This is a genomic window from Cupriavidus consociatus (assembly GCF_017814975.1).
GTDB classification, from domain to species: Bacteria; Pseudomonadota; Gammaproteobacteria; order Burkholderiales; family Burkholderiaceae; genus Cupriavidus; species Cupriavidus consociatus.
In genome coordinates this window covers 35,885-56,495 of the sequence record NZ_JAGIQA010000018.1, presented here as the reverse complement: position 1 = coordinate 56,495, position 20,611 = coordinate 35,885, and the positions used below count along the sequence as shown (strand labels likewise).

The 20,611-nt window shown below is 65.9% G+C and carries 19 protein-coding genes and 1 tRNA gene; 9 read left to right on the top strand and 11 right to left on the bottom strand.

Annotation, left to right across the window (positions count from 1 at the left end):
- Positions 1-120 precede the first annotated feature (120 nt).
- Together rpmA and rplU are read right to left on the bottom strand one after the other, a co-directional pair.
- Positions 121-381: a 50S ribosomal protein L27 gene (gene rpmA, locus J8I82_RS23375; RefSeq protein WP_010814747.1), complete on the bottom strand. Its 261-nt coding sequence runs from the start codon at positions 379-381 to the stop codon at positions 121-123.
- Positions 382-420: 39 nt separating this feature from the next.
- A complete protein-coding gene (gene rplU, locus J8I82_RS23370) occupies positions 421-732 on the bottom strand; it encodes a 50S ribosomal protein L21 (protein ID WP_006576525.1) in 312 nt (103 codons plus the stop codon).
- Positions 733-1,208: 476 nt separating this feature from the next.
- Between rplU and ispB the strand changes: the two genes are divergently transcribed.
- The 8 genes from ispB to J8I82_RS23330 all read left to right on the top strand — a co-directional run bounded on the left by ispB (position 1,209) and on the right by J8I82_RS23330 (position 8,522).
- The gene (gene ispB / locus J8I82_RS23365; protein WP_209761324.1) at positions 1,209-2,138 is read left to right on the top strand and encodes an octaprenyl diphosphate synthase; all 930 of its coding nucleotides are present in this window, start codon (positions 1,209-1,211) and stop codon (positions 2,136-2,138) included.
- A gap of 90 nt (positions 2,139-2,228) precedes the next feature.
- Positions 2,229-2,305: transfer RNA gene (locus tag J8I82_RS23360), tRNA-Pro, on the top strand.
- A 318-nt stretch (positions 2,306-2,623) separates the two neighbouring features.
- Complete coding sequence (locus J8I82_RS23355; protein ID WP_209761246.1) at positions 2,624-4,393, top strand: ATPase, T2SS/T4P/T4SS family; 1,770 nt, start codon at positions 2,624-2,626, stop codon at positions 4,391-4,393.
- Positions 4,394-4,462: 69 nt separating this feature from the next.
- Complete coding sequence (locus J8I82_RS23350; RefSeq protein WP_209761245.1) at positions 4,463-5,734, top strand: type II secretion system F family protein; 1,272 nt, start codon at positions 4,463-4,465, stop codon at positions 5,732-5,734.
- Between the two features lie 3 nt (positions 5,735-5,737).
- Positions 5,738-6,640, top strand: a complete 903-nt coding sequence (locus J8I82_RS23345; RefSeq protein WP_209761244.1) for a prepilin peptidase — start codon at positions 5,738-5,740, stop codon at positions 6,638-6,640.
- 51 nt (positions 6,641-6,691) lie between these two features.
- Positions 6,692-7,330 (top strand): dephospho-CoA kinase, encoded by a 639-nt coding sequence (gene coaE / locus J8I82_RS23340; protein WP_209761243.1) that lies wholly within the window; start codon positions 6,692-6,694, stop codon positions 7,328-7,330.
- A gap of 237 nt (positions 7,331-7,567) precedes the next feature.
- Positions 7,568-8,326, top strand: a complete 759-nt coding sequence (gene zapD, locus J8I82_RS23335) for a cell division protein ZapD (RefSeq protein ID WP_063241554.1) — start codon at positions 7,568-7,570, stop codon at positions 8,324-8,326.
- 4 nt (positions 8,327-8,330) lie between these two features.
- Positions 8,331-8,522: a DNA gyrase inhibitor YacG gene (locus J8I82_RS23330; RefSeq protein ID WP_029048086.1), complete on the top strand. Its 192-nt coding sequence runs from the start codon at positions 8,331-8,333 to the stop codon at positions 8,520-8,522.
- Positions 8,523-8,571: 49 nt separating this feature from the next.
- On the opposite strand, the gene J8I82_RS23325 is transcribed toward J8I82_RS23330, so the two are convergent.
- The 4 genes from J8I82_RS23325 to secA form a co-directional block, all read right to left on the bottom strand.
- Positions 8,572-9,012: an NUDIX domain-containing protein gene (locus J8I82_RS23325; RefSeq protein ID WP_431831576.1), complete on the bottom strand. Its 441-nt coding sequence runs from the start codon at positions 9,010-9,012 to the stop codon at positions 8,572-8,574.
- Positions 9,009-9,914: an ATP-binding protein gene (locus tag J8I82_RS23320; protein WP_209761241.1), complete on the bottom strand. Its 906-nt coding sequence runs from the start codon at positions 9,912-9,914 to the stop codon at positions 9,009-9,011. The genes J8I82_RS23325 and J8I82_RS23320 overlap by 4 nt, the downstream gene beginning before the upstream one ends.
- A 60-nt stretch (positions 9,915-9,974) precedes the next feature.
- The gene (argJ, locus tag J8I82_RS23315) at positions 9,975-11,213 is read right to left on the bottom strand and encodes a bifunctional glutamate N-acetyltransferase/amino-acid acetyltransferase ArgJ (protein WP_209761240.1); all 1,239 of its coding nucleotides are present in this window, start codon (positions 11,211-11,213) and stop codon (positions 9,975-9,977) included.
- Between the two features lie 141 nt (positions 11,214-11,354).
- On the bottom strand, positions 11,355-14,132 hold the full coding sequence (gene secA, locus J8I82_RS23310; RefSeq protein WP_209761239.1) for a preprotein translocase subunit SecA: 2,778 nt from the start codon (positions 14,130-14,132) through the stop codon (positions 11,355-11,357).
- 282 nt (positions 14,133-14,414) lie between these two features.
- Here secA and J8I82_RS23305 point away from each other — a divergent pair, with 282 nt between their 5' ends.
- Complete coding sequence (locus J8I82_RS23305; RefSeq protein ID WP_209761238.1) at positions 14,415-14,918, top strand: DciA family protein; 504 nt, start codon at positions 14,415-14,417, stop codon at positions 14,916-14,918.
- Positions 14,919-14,996: 78 nt separating this feature from the next.
- On the opposite strand, the gene lpxC is transcribed toward J8I82_RS23305, so the two are convergent.
- The 5 genes from lpxC to J8I82_RS23280 all read right to left on the bottom strand — a co-directional run bounded on the left by lpxC (position 14,997) and on the right by J8I82_RS23280 (position 20,595).
- A complete protein-coding gene (gene lpxC / locus J8I82_RS23300; RefSeq protein ID WP_209761237.1) occupies positions 14,997-15,914 on the bottom strand; it encodes a UDP-3-O-acyl-N-acetylglucosamine deacetylase in 918 nt (305 codons plus the stop codon).
- A 154-nt stretch (positions 15,915-16,068) separates the two neighbouring features.
- Positions 16,069-16,575: a peroxiredoxin gene (locus J8I82_RS23295; protein WP_209761236.1), complete on the bottom strand. Its 507-nt coding sequence runs from the start codon at positions 16,573-16,575 to the stop codon at positions 16,069-16,071.
- A 498-nt stretch (positions 16,576-17,073) separates the two neighbouring features.
- A complete protein-coding gene (gene ftsZ / locus J8I82_RS23290; RefSeq protein WP_209761235.1) occupies positions 17,074-18,267 on the bottom strand; it encodes a cell division protein FtsZ in 1,194 nt (397 codons plus the stop codon).
- Positions 18,268-18,451: 184 nt separating this feature from the next.
- Positions 18,452-19,684 carry a cell division protein FtsA gene (gene ftsA, locus J8I82_RS23285; protein ID WP_012353950.1) on the bottom strand — a complete coding sequence of 411 codons (1,233 nt, stop codon included), beginning with the start codon at positions 19,682-19,684 and terminating at the stop codon, positions 18,452-18,454.
- Positions 19,681-20,595, bottom strand: coding sequence for a cell division protein FtsQ/DivIB (locus J8I82_RS23280; RefSeq protein ID WP_209761234.1), 915 nt, complete (start codon positions 20,593-20,595; stop codon positions 19,681-19,683). Before J8I82_RS23280 ends, ftsA begins: the two co-directional genes overlap by 4 nt.
- Positions 20,596-20,611: the final 16 nt, after the last annotated feature.

Genomic DNA, 20,611 nt, shown 5'->3' with positions numbered 1-20,611 from the left:
CGGGCTCGGCGCGAACGTGCGGCAATACGCCGCATCATCCGGACTGGCCAATGTTATTGTCGCCAGAAAAGAAAAAGCCCCGCAAGCGTTGCGGGGCCTTTCATCCTGCAAAGGCTGTTATCAGGCCGCCGGGACGACGCTGACTTGCTGCTTCTTGGCAGGGCCCTTGACGGCGAACTGCACGTGGCCGTCAACCAGGGCGAACAGCGTGTGGTCCTTGCCCACGCCGACGTTGTCGCCGGCATGCACGCGGGTACCGCGCTGGCGGATGATGATGCCGCCGGCGTTGATGGCCTGGCCACCAAACACCTTCACGCCCAGACGCTTCGATTCGGAATCACGGCCGTTCCGCGTGGAACCGCCGCCTTTTTTCTGTGCCATGTCTTACTCCTGTCGCTTTACCGGATTACGCTCGATCGATCAGGCAACGATCGCTTCGATGCGCAGTTCGGTGTAATTCTGACGATGGCCCTGACGCTTCTGGTAGTGCTTGCGACGGCGCATCTTGAAGATCTTCACCTTGTCGTGACGACCCTGGGAGATAACGGTAGCCTTGACGGAAGCCCCGCTAACCAGCGGCGTACCAAACTTGATTTGGTCGCCGGCGCCCACTGCGAGCACCTGGTCGAGCGTGATTTCTGCGCCAATGTCTGCCGGTATCTGTTCTACTTTCAGTTTTTCGCCAGCAGCAACCTTGTATTGCTTGCCGCCGGTTTTTACGACCGCGTACATTGTCGAACCTCTCGGATGTGAATAAAACGCCGAGCCCGCGCGATGCGGCCCGGTTATCCCCCGCCGGCAAGGACCCGCAAGGCGAGCGACTACCGGAGGAAACCGGGAATTGTAAACGAGGTCGGGGAAAACTGCAAAGAAAACAGGCACATAGCCTGGGAGCGGCGCGGCCGGCACAATCGGCGGCGGTCCTGCTCAGGTCAGATCAGCGAGAAGGAATCCCGCCAGTGCGGCGAACGCCACCCACCACGCGGTACGGCGCAGCTGGCGACGGGATACGGGCTTGTCCATGTCCGCATTATAGTTGCGCCGGTCGCCGACGCCGCTGCGCGCATACCCTGAGCCGCCGCCCGGCAAGAATGTGGGGCATGCGTAGAACGCCGCCCGCATCGCATATAATCGTCCGGTTTTGCGTAACGGTGATCATCTTGTCCCAGCCTTCCGCCACTGCCTTGCTTGCCCCGGTCGCTGCAGACATGCGCGCGGTTGATGCTGTCATCCGCCAGCGGCTGTCTTCAGAAGTCCCCCTGATCGAACAGATCGGTGAATACATCATCGGTGCCGGCGGCAAGCGCCTGCGCCCGGTGATCCTGCTGCTGACGGCGCGGGCGCTCGGCTATGACGGCAACCGCCACCACGAGCTGGCCGCGGTGGTCGAGTTCATCCACACCGCTACGCTGCTGCACGACGATGTCGTCGACGAATCCGAGCTGCGCCGCGGCCGCGACACCGCCAACGCGGTGTTCGGCAATGCCGCCAGCGTGCTGGTCGGCGACTTCCTCTACTCGCGCGCGTTCCAGATGATGGTCGATGCCGGCAGCATGCGCATCATGGAAATCCTGTCCAACGCGACCAACGTGATAGCCGAGGGCGAGGTGCTGCAGCTGCTGAACATGCACGACCCGGACGTCACCATCGAGCGCTACCTGCAGGTGATCCGCTACAAGACCGCCAAGCTGTTCGAGGCCGCCGCCCAGCTGGGCGCGGTGCTGGCCGGCGCCGACGCGCAGATGGAAGAAGCCGCCGCCGAATACGGCCGCCGCATCGGCACCGCCTTCCAGCTGATCGACGACATGCTCGACTACACCGCCAGCGCGGAGCAGATGGGCAAGAACGCCGGCGACGACCTGCGCGAAGGCAAGCCCACGCTGCCGCTGCTGCACCTGCTGGAGCACGGCACCGCGGAGCAGCGCCAGCTGGCGCGCGACGCCATCGTGCAGGGCGGCACCGAGCACTTCGACGCGGTCTTCGCGGCGATCCACGCCAGCGGCGCGCTCGATGTCACCTTCGAGGCCGCGCGCCAGGAAGCGGAAGCCGCCGAGCGGGCCGCGCAGCAATTCCCGGATTCCGCGCTCAAGGAAACGCTGGTCCAGCTGTGCGCGTTCTCGCTGCAGCGGCAGTCGTAGGATTCTCCGCGCCCTCTTCCATTTCAGCAAAAACGCTGTTATAGTTACCTTCTTTGCTGCTGACGCCCAGCGACTGCAAGCAAAACAAATCGGGGTGTAGCTTAGCCTGGTAGAGCGCTACGTTCGGGACGTAGAGGCCGGAGGTTCGAATCCTCTCACCCCGACCAGATTTAAAAAGCCGAATCGACGAAAGTTGATTCGGCTTTTTGTCTTTCTGGCCTGCGACTCCTCGACCCTTGATCGCCTTGCGCTGTCGCCTGGACTGAGGCATTTCTCAAATCGCCGGCAACGAAGGCTCGCCATCCCGCCACAGGCACCCGCGCCCCCGCGCAGGTAGGGTTGCGCCCGTGTCGCGCAAATGCCAACACGTCCCGCCGTCGCCTTTACAAAAAGTGACCCCAGCGGCAAACTGGCCCGATCCCGAGACATGTACCGTCTCGTCCAGCCCTGGCCGATGGCCACTGTCCAACCACTGTGCACCTGTCATGACACTCGGTCTTGCCCTGGCCCAGAGCCGGCGTATCGCGCCCGCCCTGCTTGCTCAGCTGGAGCAGGCCGCCCGTGAAAAGCAGTCGCAGCTCATCGACGAGATCGTCGGCAGCGGCACCATGAGCGCGCACGACCTGGCGGTGTTCGCCGCGGACAAGTACCAGCTGCCGCTGCTCGACCTGAACCAGTACAACCTGACCAAGGTGCCGCCGGGGCTGGCGGGCAACCGCGAATTCCATGCGCACCGCCTGCTGCCGCTCGGCCGGCGCGAAAACCGGCTGGTACTCGGGATGTCCGATCCGTCCAACCAGGCCGGCATCGACGCGATCAAGGAAAAGTACAAGCTGCCGGTCGAAGCGGTGGTGGTCGAGCACGACAAGCTGATGAAGCACGTGCGCTCCGCCGGCGAGGCGCTGGGCACGCTGAAGAACATCTCGCCGGTGCAGGCCGAGCGCAAGATGATCGAGTACGACCCGGTGGCCGCCGCCGGCGCGCAGCGCAACCGCACTGCCGCCGATGCCATCGACGACGCGCCCGTGGTGCGCTTCCTGCAGAAGCTGCTGACCGAAGCCTTCCATCGCGGCGCCTCCGACCTGCATTTCGAGCCGTTCGAGACCTTCTACCGGATCCGCTTCCGCGTGGACGGCGTGCTGCAGGAGGTGGCAAGGCCGCCGCTCGATATCCGCGACAAGATCGCCACCCGCATCAAGGTGCTGTCCCGGCTGGATATTTCTGAGAAGCGCGTGCCGCAGGACGGCCGCATGAAGCTGCTGATCACCCTGCCCAAGGATACGAAGGACAACAAGGACGGCAAGGACGCGAAGGATTCCAAGGACAAGGACGCCAGGGAAACGGTCGAGAAAGCCGTCGATTTTCGCGTTTCGACGCTGCCGACGCTGTTCGGCGAGAAGATCGTGATGCGGATCCTGGAGTCGTCAAGCGACAAGCTCGACATCGACCAGCTCGGCTACGAGGCGCAACAGAAGGCGCTGCTGCTGGACGTGATCAAGCGCCCGTACGGCATGGTGCTGGTGACCGGCCCGACCGGCAGCGGCAAGACGGTGTCGCTGTACACCTTCCTGAACCTGCTGAACCAGGGCGACATCAATATCTCGACCGCCGAAGACCCGGCCGAAATCCAGCTGCCCGGCATCAACCAGGTCAACGTCAACGACAAGGCCGGCCTGACCTTCGCCGCGGCGCTGCGTTCGTTCCTGCGGCAGGATCCGGACGTCATCATGGTCGGCGAAATCCGCGACCTGGAAACCGCCGATATCTCGATCAAGGCCGCGCAGACCGGCCACCTGGTGCTGTCGACGCTGCACACCAATGACGCGCCCACCACGCTGACGCGGCTGATGAACATGGGCGTGGCGCCGTTCAACATCGCCTCCAGCGTCCTGATGATCACCGCGCAGCGGCTGGCGCGGCGGCTATGCACCTGCAAGCGCCCCGGCGAGCTGCCGCGCGAGACGCTGCTGGATGCGGGCTTCCGCGATCACGATCTGGACGGCAGCTGGCAGCCCTACCATCCGGTCGGGTGCGAGCGCTGCAACGGCAGCGGCTACAAGGGCCGCTGCGGCATCTACCAGGTCATGCCGATCACCGAGGCGATGCAGCAGATCATCCTGTCGCACGGCACCGCGCTGCAGATCGCCGAGCAGGCGCGCAAGGATGGCGTGCTATCGTTGCGCGAAGCCGGGCTGCTGAAGGTCAGGGCGGGCGTCACGTCACTCGAAGAGGTGCTGGCGACCACGAATACGTAGCAAGGCAGTCAGGTCACAACGTAAATACAAGACGTACCAGAAACGTCATTTACACCGGGGGTCAACAACATGGCGACGCGCGCACCAGCGGCGGGTGCCCGGACGGCAACACCGTCGCGGGCGAAATCAGGCAAGGGGCGCAAGGCCCCCACCCAGTACATCTTCGAATGGGAAGGCAAGGACCGCAAAGGCAAGACGTTCACCGGCGAACTGCGCGCGGAGAGCCAGGCCGAGGTCACCGCCACGCTGCGCAAGCAGGGCCTGACCATCGTCAAGCTCAAGAAGCGCAAGGCCGCGCGCGGGCGCAAGATCACCGAGAAGGACATCGCCTATTTCACCCGGCAGCTGTCGACCATGCTCAAGGCGGGGATTCCGCTGCTGCAGTCGATCGACATCATCGCGCGCGGGCACGCCAATCCCAACTTCACCCAGCTGCTGTCCGAGATCCGCTTCGATATCGAATCGGGCAGCAGCATGGCGGCGGCGTTCCGGCGGCAGCCGAAGTACTTCGACACGCTCTACTGCAACCTGATCGATGCGGGCGAACAGGGCGGTATCCTGGACGCGCTGCTGGAGCGCCTGTCGCTCTACATGGAAAAGACCATCGCGCTGAAGGGGCAGATCAAGTCGGCGATGATCTATCCGATCGCGGTGCTGACGGTGGCCTTTGCCGTCACCGTGATCCTGATGCTGTTCGTGATCCCGGCGTTCAAGGGTGTGTTCTCCAGCTTCGGCGCCAACCTGCCCGCGCCGACGCTGCTGGTGATCGCGATCTCGGACTTTTTCGTGCAGTACTGGTACCTGGTCATCGGCGCGCCGGTGGGAGGCATCATGTTCTACCTGCGGGCGCGCAAGAAGTCGGAAAAGGTGCAGCGCTGGTCCGACCGCGCGCTGCTGAAGCTGCCGATCTTCGGCAGCCTGTTCCGCAAGGCGGTGATTGCGCGCTGGACACGAACGCTGGCGACCATGTTCGCCGCCGGCACGCCACTGGTGGAGTCGATGGAGTCGGTGGCCGGCGCCGCCGGCAACTGGGTCTATTACGACGCCACGCGCGAGATCGAACAGTCGGTGCGCATCGGTACCAGCCTGACCAACGCCATGCAGGCCACACACGTGTTCGACAACATGGTGCTGCAGATGACCCAAATCGGTGAAGAATCCGGCGCGCTCGACAACATGCTGCTGAAGGTGGCCGAGTTCTACGAGCGCGAGGTCGACGACGCGGTGGCCGCCATCTCCAGCCTGATCGAACCAATCATCATTGTGGTGCTGGGCGTGCTGATTGGCGGCATGGTGGTGGCGATGTACCTGCCGATCTTCAAGCTGGGACAGGTGGTGTAGCCAATGGCGCTGGCGTATTCCGTTTCGCCGTTTCCCGCCGGTAGCGGGCAATTGCTGCAGGCGCTGGCGGCGCTGCCGCCTGCCTTCATGGTGGCGGTAGCGGCCATGCTCGGCATGGTGGTGGGCAGTTTCCTCAACGTGGTGATCCACCGGCTGCCGCGCATGATGGAGCGCGAGGAAGCCAACTATATCGCCGAGCTGCGCGGCGATCCGCTGCCCTACCCCGCCCGCTACAACCTGATGGTGCCGCGCTCGGCCTGTCCGCACTGCGGCCATGCGATCGCGCCCTGGGAAAACGTGCCCGTGCTGAGCTGGCTGGCGCTGCGCGGGCGCTGCTCGGCCTGCAAGACCCGGATCAGCCCGCGCTATCCGCTGGTAGAGCTGGCCTGCGGCGTGCTGAGCGCGCTGGTGGCGTGGCGCTTCGGCCCTGGCGTGCAGGCCCTGGCGGCGCTGGTGCTGGTCTGGGCGCTGCTGGCGCTGACCCTGATCGATGCTGACACCCAGTTGCTGCCGGACCAGATCACGCTGCCGCTGCTGTGGCTGGGACTGGTGCTGAACCTTGGCGCATTGTTCGTGCCGCTGGCCGACGCCGTGATCGGCGCCGCCGCCGGCTACCTGGTGCTGTGGGCGGCGTACTGGCTGTTCCGGCTGGTGCGTGGCAAGGAAGGCATGGGATTCGGCGATTTCAAGCTGATGGCGGCACTCGGAGCGTGGTTTGGCTGGCAGGCGCTGCCGGCGCTGGTGCTGCTGTCATCGGTGGCCGGCGTGGTGTTCGGGCTGGCCAGCATCGCGCTGCGCCGGCAGGACCGTGACACGCCCTTCCCCTTCGGCCCCTTTATCGCGCTGGCGGGCCTGGTGGTGCTGGTGTTCGGCTCCGGCGTGCTGCCGCTGACCGTGCTGCCGTGAAGCTGGTATCGTGACGGCAACATCGTCAACTGGCCTTCACGGCATCCCCACATGCTGGAAATCGGACTGACCGGCGGCATCGGCAGCGGCAAGACCCGCGTGGCCGACATGTTCGCCGCGCGCGGCGCCGCGATCATCGATACCGACCTGCTCGCCCACCAGATCACCGCGCCGGGCGGACGTGCCATCCCGGCGCTGGTCGAGGCCTTCGGGCCTGAATGCCTGCGCCCCGACGGCGCCATGGATCGCGATGCAATGCGCGCGCTGGTGTTCGCCGACCCGGCCGCCAAGGCGCGCCTCGAAGGCATCACCCATCCGCTGATCCGGGCGCTGACCAACGAGCATGCGCAGGCGGTCCGCGACGCCGGCGAGCATCCTTACCTGATCTACGTGGTGCCGCTGCTGGTCGAGTCCGGCTCATGGCGCGAGCGCGTGGGCCGCGTGCTGGTGGTCGACTGCACCGAGGCCACCCAGGTGGCGCGCGTGATGGCGCGCAACGGCTTCAGCCGCGAACAGGTGCAGGCGATCATGGCCAAGCAGGCGACGCGGCGCGCGCGGCTGGCATGTGCCGACGACGTCATCGACAACGACGGGCCAGTCGATGCGCTGGTGGCGCAGGTGGACCACCTCGACCGCTATTACCGCGAACTGTCGGCGTCCGGACAGGTCCATCCCGAAGCCGGCGCATGATGCGCGGGCCCGGCCCGGCGGCACGCGTCGAACGCGCGTCCGACATTGTCCTCGGCCCGGGTCTCGCATAGAATGCGCTGGAACATGCCGGGAAATCGCCGCATACTGCGGGCATTGGACACCGCGGATCACTCCGACACAGTCCACCCAGCCCCTTCCGGCGTTCCCCGGGCCACATTCCGCGCCGGGCCTGCTCCTCACACGGGGCCCGCCCGGCGCCCTGCACGGACATAGCACTTGATTCTGTACGAATACCCTTTCAACGAACGCATCAGGACACTCCTGCGCCTGGAGGACCTGTTCGATCGGCTGGAATACTTCCTCGGCCAGGATCATCCCCAGCAGCACCATGTCGCGCTGACCACGCTGTTCGAGATCATCGACGTAGCCGGCCGCGCCGACCTCAAGACCGATCTGATCAAGGAACTGGAACGCCAGCGGCAGGCGCTGGCGCCGTTGCGCGCCAACCCACAGATCGACCAGGAAGCGCTGGACAGCGTGATCGGCGAGATCGAGCAGGGTATCGCCATGCTCAACCAGACCGTGGGCAAGGCCGGGCAGCTGCTGACCGACAACGAGTGGCTGACCAGCATCCGCAGCCGCGCCATCATTCCCGGCGGCACCTGCGAGTTCGACCTGCCGGCCTACTATGCGTGGCAGCATCGCCCTGCGGAGGATCGCCGCGCCGATATCCTGAAGTGGGCGCGCCCGCTGGTGTCGCTGCGCATGGGCACCACCATCGTGCTGCGCCTGCTGCGCGAAGCCGGCCAGAGCGGCAAGGTCATCGCCACCGGCGGCAGCTACCAGCAGATGCTGTCGGGCCGCAGCTACCAGCTGATGCAGGTGTGGCTGGATGATTCACTGCTGGCCTTCATCCCGGAAATGAGCGCGAACAAGTACATGCTGTGGGTGCGCTTCACGCAGCAGGACGGCGACCTGCGGCCGCGCTCGGTCGATGCCGATATCCCGTTCCTGCTGAAACTCTGCAATTTCTGAAGCCATGCCCGCTGTCGTCAAATGCCCCACCTGCGGCACCGAGGTGGCCTGGGTGCCCGACAACAAGTTCCGCCCGTTCTGTTCCGAGCGCTGCAAGCAGATCGACCTCGGCGCCTGGGCGTCCGAAAAGTACGTGATTGGCGGCAAGCCAGGCGAGACGCCTTCGCCGGACTTGCCCGGCGACGAGGACGACTGACGTAGTCGCCTCGGCCGCACAGGCCGCGCAGGGCGCCAGGGGCTGTGCCCTAGGCCTCTTCGCCCAGCCATTCGACCACCGGAATGGTGGCCGGCAGCAACGGCGCGACCGTCACGGGCACCGTCTGCCAGGAAAAGGCCTGGCCTTCGCGGCCGACCGGGTCACCGCGCCAGGCAGTGACCTTGCAGAAATGCAGCCGCACATAGGCGTGCGGGTAGTCGTGCTCGAGCACATGCCAGCGCTCGCACGCGGTGATATCCAGTCCCAGCTCTTCATGCAGTTCGCGGGCGAGCGCTGCCTCGACGGTCTCGCCTGGCTCGAGCTTGCCGCCCGGGAATTCCCAGTAGCCTTCGTACGGCTTGCCCGCGGGGCGCTGCGCCAGGAGGAAGCGGCCATCCGGCTGCACCATCACGCCGACGGCGACTTCGGTGACCTTGCGCGGCGGGTTGCCGGCGGTCTCTGCGGGCTTGTCCATGGCGGCCGCGCTCATGCCTTGTCGTTCCCTGGCACGTCGGCGATGTAAGGCTGGCCATGCTTGCCGCCCCAGTCGCGCGCGAACTGCCACGCCACGCGGCCCGAGCGCGATCCGCGCTCCAGCGCCCACACCAGCGCGTCGCCGCGCGCGGCGGCGATGTCTTCGTCGGTGCAGCCGAAGTGCCTGAGCCAGTGGCCGACAATGGTCAGGTACTCATCCTGCTTGGGCGGGTAGAACGACAGCCACAGCCCGAAGCGCTCGGACAGCGAGATCTTTTCCTCGACCACTTCGCCGGGATGGATCTCGCCGTCGTCGGTGTGGCGGTAGGTTTCGTTGTCCTTCATGTACTCCGGCAGCAGGTGCCGGCGGTTGGACGTGGCGTAGATCAGCACATTGTCAGACTGCGCCGCGACCGAGCCGTCCAGCGCCGACTTCAGCGACTTGTAGCCCGACTCGCCTTCTTCGAACGACAGGTCGTCGCAGAAGATGACGAAGCGCTCGGGGCGGGCCGAAACCAGCTCGACGATATCGCCGAGGTCGCCGAGGTCATCCTTGTCGACCTCCACCAGCCGCAGCCCGTCCTTGACGAAGGCATTCAGGCAGGCCTTGATCAGCGACGACTTGCCGGTGCCGCGCGCACCGGTCAGCAGCACGTTGTTGGCGGGCAGCTTGCTCACGAACTGGCGCGTATTGGCAACAATGGCGTCCTTTTGGCGCTCGATGTTCTTCAGGTCGTCCAGGTGGATCGGCGGCAGCTGGCGCACCGGCTGCAGGTAGCCGATATTGCCGAACAGGCTCTGGCGCTTGCGCCAGCGGAACGCTACCGCCTCCTGCCAGTCCGCATCGTTCAGTTGCGGCGGCAGCCATTGTTCGAGGCGGGAGAGGAAGTTGTCGAGGCGGGCGGCGAGGTCGGACATGGCGGGGCGGAGAAAGGGTTCGTGCGCCCTGCCCGCGCGCGCGGGCAGGATGGAGTGGGCTCAGGAACGGTAGTCGGCGTTGATCGACACGTAGTCGTGCGACAGGTCGCAGGTCCACACCGTGGCTTCGGCATTGCCGCGGCCGAGCGCGATGCGCACCGTGATCTCGGCCTGCTTCATCACGCGCTGGCCGTCTTCCTCGCGGTAGTCGGGATTGCGGCCGCCGTCGCGAGCGACCCAGACATCGTCCAGCCACAGGTTGACGCGGCCGACGTCGAGGTCGTCGACGCCCGCGTAGCCCACCGCGGCCAGGATGCGGCCGAGGTTGGGGTCCGAGGCGTAGAACGCGGTCTTGACCAGCGGCGAATGCGCGACCGCATAGGCGATCTGGCGGCATTCGGCCAAGTCCTTGCCGCCTTCGACGCGGATGGTCATCAGCTTGGTCGCGCCTTCGCCGTCGCGCACGATCATCTGCGCCAGCTCCTGCGCCAGGCTCGTCACCGCATCGCGCAGCGCTTCGAAGGCCGGGCCTTGGGCACGGTCGACCACGGCACCCGACTTGCCCGAAGCGATCAGCACGAACGAATCGTTGGTCGAGGTATCGCCATCGATGGTGATGCTGTTGAACGAGTGATCGGCGGCGTGCGTCACCAGCCCCTGCAGCACCGGCTGCGCCACCGCCGCGTCCATGGCGATAAAGCCCAGCATGGTCGCCATGTTCGGGCGGATCATGCCGGCGCCCTTGCTGATGCCCGACAGGGTCACGGTCTTGCCGTCGATCTGCACCGTGCGCGACGCGACCTTGGGCTGCGTGTCGGTGGTCATGATGGCTTCCGCGGCGGCCAGCCAGTTGTCAGCGCCGGCGTTGGCGATGGCGGCGGGCAGCCCTGCCAGCAGGCGGTCCATCGGCAACTGCTCGAGGATCACGCCGGTCGAGAACGGCAACACCTGGCCGGCGTCGATGCCCAGCTGCGCAGCCAGCGCGTCGCAGGTGGCGCGGGCGTTGGCCAAGCCCTGCTCGCCGGTACCGGCGTTGGCATTGCCGGTGTTGACCACCAGCGCGCGGATGCCCTTGCCCGACTTGTTCACGGCGGCAAGGTGCTCCCGGCACACCTGCACCGGCGCGGCGCAGAAGCGATTGCTGGTGAAGACGCCGGCCACGGTGCTGCCTTCGGCCACGCGCACCACCAGCACGTCCTTGCGGTTGGCCTTGCGGATGCCCGCCTCGGCCCAGCCGAGCTCCACGCCGGCGACGGATTTCAGGTTCTCTGCCTGGGGCAGCGGAAGATTGACGGGCATGTTGGACTCCTCGATGTTCCTGCCAGCGACTTGCTTGTCTCAGACGAACATGCCCGCGAAGGGCGGGCATGTTCGTTTCCTGTTGCGTCACGCCCCGCGTTGCAGGACCGACGTCATACCGGGCACCCGGCGCGGCTCAGTTCAGCTGAGCTTGCCGTGGCACTGCTTGAACTTCTTGCCCGAGCCGCACGGGCACGGATCGTTGCGGCCGACCTTGGGCATGCCCGCCAGCGCCAGCTCGGCGGCGGCCATGGCCGTGCCGGTGCGCTGCGACGGCGCTTCCTCGACCGGCTCGCGGCCTTCGGCGAACTCGTCGTGCTTGTACTGCACATTCTCCAGGTGCGACAGGCCTTCCTCGATCTGCTCGGACGCCTGTTCCAGTTCCTCGGGCGATTGGATCTGCACGTTGAAGGTCACGCGGGTGACTTCGTTCTTGATCACGTCCAGCAGGCGCGCGAACAGCTCGAACGACTCGCGCTTGTACTCCTGCTTGGGGTCCTTCTGCGCATAGCCGCGCAGGTGGATGCCCTGGCGCAGGTGGTCCAGCGCGGCCAGGTGTTCGCGCCAGTGCGTGTCGATGCTCTGCAGCATGACCGAGCGCTCGAACCCCGCGAACGACTCGCGGCCGACCATCGCGACCTTGCCGTCGTAGCGCTCGGTCGCCGCCTTCATGATCTGGTTGAGCAGCTCTTCGTCCTCGATGCTCTGCGCGCCCTCGATGGTCTGCGCGAGCGGCACCTCCAGGCTCCAGTCTTCGCGCAGGCGCGCTTCCAGGCCGGCGATGTTCCACTGCTCTTCCATGGTGTCGGCCGGCACATGGTCGCGGAACAGCTCGATCAGCACGCTTTCGCGCAGGTTGGTGACCATCTCGCCGACGTCATTGGCCTCGAGCACGTCGTTGCGCAGCTTGTAGATTTCCTTGCGCTGGTCATTGGCGACGTCGTCGTACTGCAGCAGCTGCTTGCGGATATCGAAGTTGCGGCCTTCCACCTTGCGCTGCGCCGATTCGATCGAGCGCGTGACGATGCCGGCCTCGATCGGCTCGCCTTCGGGCATCTTCAGGCGCTCCATGATCGCGCGCACGCGGTCGCCGGCGAAGATGCGCAGCAGCTGGTCGTCCAGCGACAGGTAGAAGCGCGACGAACCCGGGTCGCCCTGGCGGCCCGCGCGGCCGCGCAGCTGGTTGTCGATACGGCGCGACTCATGGCGCTCGGTGCCGACGATATGCAGTCCGCCGGCGGCCTTGACCTGCTCGTGCAGCGACTGCCATTCATCCTTGAGCTGCTGGATGCGCGCGGCCTTGTCGGCGTCGGACAGGTTCGGATCCGCTTCGATAAAGCCCGACTGCTTCTCCACATTGCCGCCCAGCACGATGTCGGTACCGCGGCCGGCCATGTTGGTGGCGATGGTAATCATCTTGGGACGGCCGGCCTGCGCCACGATCTCGGCTTCGCGGGCGTGCTGCTTGGCGTTGAGCACCTGGTGCGGCAGCTGTTCGCGCTCGAGCAGGCCCGACAGGTATTCCGAGGTCTCGATCGAGGTGGTGCCCACCAGCACGGGCTGGCCACGCTCGTAGCAGTCGCGGATATCGCGCACCACGGCGTCGTAGCGCTCCTTGCCGGTCTTGTAGATCTGGTCCTGCTGGTCCTTGCGCTGGGCCGGGCGGTTGGTCGGGATCACCACCACTTCCAGGCCGTAGATCTCCTGGAACTCGTACGCTTCGGTATCGGCCGTGCCGGTCATGCCGGCCAGCTTGGTGTACATGCGGAAGTAGTTCTGGAAGGTGATGGTCGCCAGCGTCTGGTTCTCTTGCTGGACAGTCACGCCTTCCTTGGCCTCGACGGCCTGGTGCAGGCCGTCGGACCAGCGCCGCCCGGTCATCAGGCGGCCGGTGAATTCGTCGACGATCACGACTTCGTCGTTCTGCACCACATAGTGCTGGTCGCGATGGAACAGGCTGTGCGCGCGCAGGGCGGCGTACAGGTGGTGCATCAGCGTGATGTTCTGCGGCGCGTACAGCGACTCGCCCTCGCCGATCAGGCCTTGCTGCGACAGGATCTCTTCGGCCTTCTCGTGGCCGGCCTCGGTCAGGTAGACCTGGTGGCCCTTCTCGTCGACGTAGTAGTCGCCCGGCTTCTCGACGCCGGTGCCGTCGGCCTTTTCCTCGCCGATCTGGCGCTCGAGCAGCCGGGGAATGCCGTTCATGCGCTGGTACAGGTCGGTCTGGTTCTCGGCCTGGCCCGAGATGATCAGCGGGGTACGCGCCTCGTCGATCAGGATCGAGTCCACTTCATCGACGATGGCGTAGTTCAGCGGCCGCTGCACCCGCTGCGACGGGTCGTAGACCATGTTGTCGCGCAGGTAGTCGAAGCCGAACTCGTTGTTGGTGCCGTAGGTGATGTCGGCGTTGTACGCAGCCTGCTTCTCGTCATGCGCCATCTGAGACAGGTTCACACCCACCGACAGGCCCAGGTAGTTGTACAGGCGCCCCATCCACTCGGCATCGCGCTGCGCCAGGTAGTCGTTGACCGTCACCACGTGCACGCCCTTGCCGGTGATGGCATTCAGGTACACGGCCAGGGTCGCGGTCAGCGTCTTGCCTTCGCCGGTGCGCATTTCGGCGATCTTGTTGTCGTTCAGCACCATGCCGCCGATCAGCTGCACGTCGAAGTGGCGCATTTTCATGACGCGCTTGCTGGCCTCGCGGCACACCGCGAAAGCCTCGGGCAGCAGCGCTTCGAGCGACTCGCCGCCGGCGTGGCGCTGCCGGAAGGTCTCGGTCATGCCGCGCAGGTCGTCGTCCGAGAGTTGCTCGAACTTCGGCTCCAGCGCATTGATCTGCGCCACCGTGCGGCGGTATTGTTTGATCAGCCGCTCATTGCGGCTGCCGAAGACTTTCTTGAGAAGGCCCGTGATCATCGATTGCTTTCACCTGCGCGGGACCGGGTTGACGCCCCTGGTAAGCGGGCCCCCCGGCGGCCGGGCGAGGAATGGATAGATTGGCGCGAAACGCCGAGTTTATCATGTGCCGGGGTCACGGCCGGAACGCGCGCCGGGCCTTGCCATGCAAGGCTGCCAATGCCAAACACCGGCAAACACGGGCCGACCCCGGCGCCCTGCCTGCAGCAGCTTGGGGCGGGTGCCGCAGCTTCAATCCGCACCCGCCCAGGGCAGCGCCGCCGCCCTTGCTAGAATGCAGCCATGCGCCGCTTCACCCACCACGCCCTGCAGACTGCCGCCGCCAAGCCGCTCAATGACTGGCTGGCCAAGTCCGGCCCGGTTTCCGGGCTGATGCAGACCGCGCGCCAGCTGTCCGTGCTGGAGGCCGAAGTGCTGTCTCTGCTGCCCCCCGGCATGCGCGCCGGCATTGCGGTGGCAGGGGTCAAGCGCGACGCCATCGACGCAAACGGCCAGGTGCTCTTGTTGCTGGCAGCACACGGCGCGGCCGCGGCACGGGTGCGGCAGGTGGTGCCGACGCTGCTGGGGCGGCTGCAGCAGCGCGGCTCGCAGATCACCGCGATCCGGGTGCGGGTGCAGCCCGAGGTGCAGCGCCACTCGGACTGGGACACCGGTCCGGCCGAGCGCAAGCGCACCAGCGGGCAGATGACGCCGACCGGCCTTGCCAGCCTCGACCAGCTCGCGCGCACGCTGCCCGATTCGCCGCTGCGCGACGCACTCAAGACGCTGCTCTCGCATCACCGCTGAGCGGCCAACAGCGATTTCCGGACAAAAAAAGCCGACCCTCGGGTCGGCTTTTCGTTGCATGCCCGCAGCTGGCGCGGCTCAGGCAAAAGCCGGCTGCGCCTGCGGCAGGAAGGCGGCGGGCGCGTCCTCGACACGGTCGAAGGTGACCAGTTCATAGGCTTCCTGGTCCGCCAGCAGCGCGCGCAGGAGCTGGTTGTTCAGGCCGTGCCCCGACTTGTGCGCAACATAGGACCCGATCAGCGGGTGGCCGACCACATACAGGTCGCCGATGGCATCGAGGATCTTGTGGCGCACGAATTCGTCGCCATAGCGCAGTTCCTCGTTGTTCAGCATGCGGTGCTCGTCCAGCACGATGGCGTTGTCCAGGCTGCCGCCGCGCGCCAGGCCCATCTCGCGCAGCGCCTCCACCTCATGGGCAAAGCCGAAGGTGCGGGCCCGGGCGATCTCGCGCACGTAGCTGGTGTCGCCAAAGTCGATCGAGAAGGTCTGGCCGGTCTTGTCGACCGCCGGATGACGGAAGTCGATGGTGAACGCCAGCTTGAAGCCGAAAAACGGCTCCAGCCGCGCGAACTTGTCGCCTTCGCGCACTTCCACCGGCTTCTTGACGCGGATAAAGGTCTTCAGCGCGTTCTGTTCTTCAATGCCGGCCGACTGCAGCAGGAACACGAAGGACGCAGCGCTGCCGTCCATGATCGGGATTTCCTCTGCGTCAACGTCGACATAAAGGTTGTCGATGCCCAGGCCGGCGCACGCCGACATCAGGTGCTCGACGGTCGAAACGCGCGCGCCATCCTTCTGCAGCACCGATGCCAGGCGCGTGTCGCCGATGGCCGAAGCGGCCACGGGAATCTCGACGGCCTCGGGCAGGTCGACGCGGGTAAAGACGATACCGGTGTCGGCGGCTGCGGGACGCAGGGTCAGCGTGACCTTGCGGCCGGAGTGCAGGCCAATGCCAACCGTCTTCACCAGGGATTTGATCGTGCGCTGTTTGAGCATGACAGCCTCAACTATTATAAAAATCTATCGTGGTGCTTTTTCTGATTAAGCGATTTTACCACCACCTCGAAGGTGGTGCAGCCGGGTTTTGTTTCCGGCTGTTAACACCGCATTGAGATGTTGCGAATAATCCACGTTAACCCGAGTGACTGTGTCAGCCGCGCAACGCAGTCAGCACAGCCTCGGCGCTGCTGACGCGGAATTCGCCGGGCGCTTCCACATCGAGCCTGGTCACGACCCCATCGTCGATCACCATGGCATAGCGCTTGGAGCGCACGCCCATGCCGCGCGCGCCCAGGTCCTGGTCCAGGCCCAGGGCACGCGTCCATTCGGCGCTGCCATCCGCCATCATGCGCACCGTGCCGGCGACCTGCTGTTCGCGGCCCCACGCGCCCATGACGAAGGCGTCGTTGACCGACACGCACCACACTTCATCGATGCCGGCCGCGCGCAGGTCCGCGGCAAGCGTGACGAAGCCAGGCACGTGCTTGGCCGAGCAGGTCGGCGTGAACGCCCCGGGCAGCCCGAACACAACGATCTTGCGCCCGCGCACCAGGTCGGCGACGCGGAAGGCGTTGGGTCCGAGCGAGCAGCCCTCGCTTTCGGTTTCGATGAATTCCTGCAGGGTGGCGTCCGGGACGCGGGAACCGACGGTAATCATGGGGCGAAGTCTCTGGGTTGTCTGAAGGATAGGACGGATGGGGTCCGGCTGCGCCGCAGCGGCGCGGCAGCGTGCCGGTTCAACGATCCGGACAGCGTTCCGGACAATGTTTCGTACGGCGGGGAACCCCAAGATCATAGGCGCCGCGCCGGCGATGCAAAAGCCGGATCACATCCGGTCGCATTCGATACACCTTGCTACAAAGAAGTCCGCGCGACGCACCTTGTGGGTGCGCCGCGCGGACGGCGAGACATCCCGACCGGGAAGGCGGGAAACCAGTCCGGGGAGGCGGCCAGCGGCACGCCCTGCCCGGCGACGGGATGCAGGTTGTGGCGGACGATGCGCCGTTGCGGCAGGCGGCGCGGCGCCGCCGGCTGCCCGCCGGGTCACGTCAGTCCATGCAAGGCACGCGCGGATAGGGAGCGCGCGTGCATCGCGACAAGGCGACGCGATCCGTCAGGCGGCCGGTGGAGGCACCGATGCCGCGCCGTCCGGCGCTCAGTCTGCCTGCTTGCGCAGGAAGGCCGGAATATCGTACGTGTCCACACCCTTTTCCTGCAGCGCCGCCACGTGGGCCGACGCCGATTCGCGCGAGCTGCGCCACACCGCCGGCGTGTCCAGGTTGCTGTAGTCCGGCGAGCTGTGCTGCGCGGCGGTGGCGGCCATGCTGGCCATCATCTGCACCGGCATGTTGTCCGTGCCAGTTTTCAGCAGCGTCATCGGCTGCTGCTTCTTGGCCGAGCGGCCCAGGCCGGTCGCGACCACGGTCACGCGCAGCGCGTCGCTCATCGAATCGTCGTACACCGTACCGAAGATCACGGTCGCATCTTCCGCGGCATAGCTGCGGATGGTGTTCATGACTTCCTTGGTTTCCGACAGCTTCAGCGAACGGCTGGCGGTGATGTTGACCAGCACGCCGCGCGCGCCGGACAGGTCCACGCCTTCCAGCAGCGGGCTGGCAACGGCCTGCTCGGCCGCCAGGCGGGCGCGGTCCACGCCCGACACCGTGGCCGTCCCCATCATGGCCTTGCCCTGCTCGCCCATCACCGTCTTCACGTCTTCGAAGTCGACGTTCACCAGGCCGTCAACGTTGATGATCTCGGCAATGCCGGCCACCGCGTTGTGCAGCACGTCGTCGGCGCACTGGAAGCATGCGTCCATCTCGGCGTCGTCGCCCATCACTTCGAACAGCTTCTCGTTGAGCACCACGATCAGCGAGTCGACGCTCGACTCCAGCTCGCTGGAGCCATGCTCGGCCACCTTGGCGCGGCGCGCGCCTTCGAACTCGAACGGCTTGCTGACCACGCCCACGGTCAGGATGCCCATTTCCTTGGCAACCTGCGCCACGATCGGCGCGGCACCGGTACCGGTGCCGCCGCCCATGCCGGCAGTGATGAAGACCATGTGCGCGCCACGCAGGGCGTCGGCGATCTGCTCGCGGGCCTGCTCGGCGCAACCGCGGCCGACTTCCGGCTTGGCGCCGGCGCCCAGGCCCGTATTGCCGAGTTGCAGCACGCGCGAAGCGCTGGAACGCTTGAGCGCCTGGGCGTCGGTGTTCATGCAGATGAATTCGACGCCTTGCACGCCGCGGCTGATCATGTGCTGCACGGCATTGCCGCCCGCGCCGCCCACGCCGACCACCTTGATGATGGTGCCGTCCATCACTTCCGTTTCGATCATGTCAAAGTCCATCACTGCCTCCGAGAAGAATCAGTCCCCAGACGATGCAGCCTCCCCGCCGCAACCCCTGGTTTCTGAACAAAAAACCATTAAAAGAAAGAACCAAGAAAACCTTTGCTCAACGCGCCATCGCCTGTCTGGTAGACAAGACCATGCGCGCGCCGTTGCATCTTCAGCCCGGCAATTCCCGCATTGATCAGAAATTGCCGACGAACCATTCCTTCATGCGGGTCCAGACCTGCTTGACCGACCCGCTCTGCACCGCCACCTTGCGTCCGCGCATCCGTTGCACGCGGCCTTCCAGCAGCAGGCCCATCACCGTCGCATAGCGCGGGCTCTTCACCACCTCGTGCAGGTTGCCGCGATACTCCGGCACACCCACGCGCACGGGCTTGAGGAAGATGTCCTCGCCCAGCTCGACCATGCCCGGCATCATCGCGGTGCCACCCGTGATGACCACGCCGGACGACAACAGTTCTTCATAGCCCGACTCGCGCACCACCTGGTGCACCAGCGAGTACAGCTCTTCGATGCGCGGCTCGATCACCGCGGCCAGGGCCTGGCGGCTGAGCGTGCGCGTGCCGCGGTCACCCACGCCCGGCACCTCGATCATGTCTTCCGGATCGGCGATCGCCTGCTTGGCGATGCCGTACTGGATCTTGATGTCCTCGGCGTCCGGCGTCGGCGTGCGCAGCGCCATGGCGATGTCGTTGGTGATCTGGTCGCCGGCGATGGGGATCACGGCCGTATGGCGGATCGCGCCTTCGCTGAAGATGGCGATGTCGGTGGTGCCGCCGCCGATGTCGACCAGCACCACGCCCAGTTCCTTTTCGTCCTCGGTCAGCACCGCCAGGCTCGACGCCAGCGGCTGCAGGATCAGGTCGTGCACTTCCAGGCCGCAGCGGCGCACGCACTTGACGATGTTCTGCGCGGCGCTGACGGCGCCGGTGACGATATGCACCTTCACTTCCAGCCGGATGCCGCTCATGCCGATGGGCTCGCGCACGTCCTCCTGGCCGTCGATGATGAATTCCTGCGTCAGGATGTGCAGGATCTGCTGGTCGGTCGGGATGTTGACCGCCTTGGCGGTCTCGATCACGCGCGCCACGTCGGTCTGCGTGACCTCCTTGTCCTTGATCGCCACCATGCCGCTGGAGTTGAAGCTGCGGATATGGCTGCCGGCAATGCCGGTAAAGACCTCCGAGATCTTGCAGTCGGCCATCAGTTCAGCCTCTTCCAGCGCTTTCTGGATCGACTGCACGGTGGCCTCGATATTGACCACGACCCCTTTCTTCAGACCCTTGGACTCCGACTGGCCCATCCCGATCACCTCGTAGCTGCCGTCGGGGCGCAGTTCTGCGACCACCGCCGCCACCTTCGAGGTGCCGATATCGAGACCGACCAACAGGTCCTTGTATTCCTTGCTCATCGGGTTTTCTCCGCGTTCTTGCTCTTCAGTCGCGTCGGATTGTTGTTGGAAGTACCGGAAACCGCTGCTGCCGCCTGCGTAGCCCGGGCCGCTTTCGCCGCCCGCTCCGCCTTCTCGGCCCGCACCGCCGCCGCAATCTGGGCCTCGGTCAGGAAGCGGGCATTGGCGGCGCGGATGGCAAAACCATTGGGATAGCGCAGGTCGGCGTAGTCGATCTGCTTGCCCCACTGCTCGGTGACCTGCGGCCACGCAGCGACGAAACGCCTGACCCGCTGGTCCATCGCCGTGCGGTCTTCATCGTTCTGCTCGCGGCCGAGCTCGACCACCATGCCGTTGGACAGCTTGGCGCGCCAGGCATAGCGGCCCGACAGCGTCACCGCCAGCGGCTCGGTCTGCAGCGGCTTGAACCACTGGCGCATGACCTCGAGCTTCTCGATCACGTCGCCCTCGCTGTCCGGCGGACCGTCCAGCGCCAGCAGCTGCGCGTCTTCTTCCGCCTCGGCGGTGTTGGCCACGAAGATCTCGCCGTAGGTATTGAGCAGGCGCCCGCTCTCCGGCGAGCCCCAGGTACCCAGCGCCTCGTGTTCCTCGACCTCCACGGCCAGGCCGTTGGGCCACTCGCGCCGCACGCTGGCGCGACGCACCCACGGCACCGACTCGAACGCCTGCCGTGCCGCGTTCAGGTCGAGCGTGAAGAAGTTGCCCGACAGCTTGCCCAGCGCGCTGGCACGCACGCTCGGGGCGTTCACATGGCGCAGTGCGCCGCCGTCCATCGGCGCGATCTCCACGTGGGTGATGGCAAACACCGGCCGCTGCGCCAGCCAAAGCAGGCCGGCCGCGAGCGCCATCAACGCCACCATGGCATACAGCGTGGTGGCGATCAGGTTGAGCAGGCGTGCGTTATGCCACATGGTCCAGGCGGGTTCT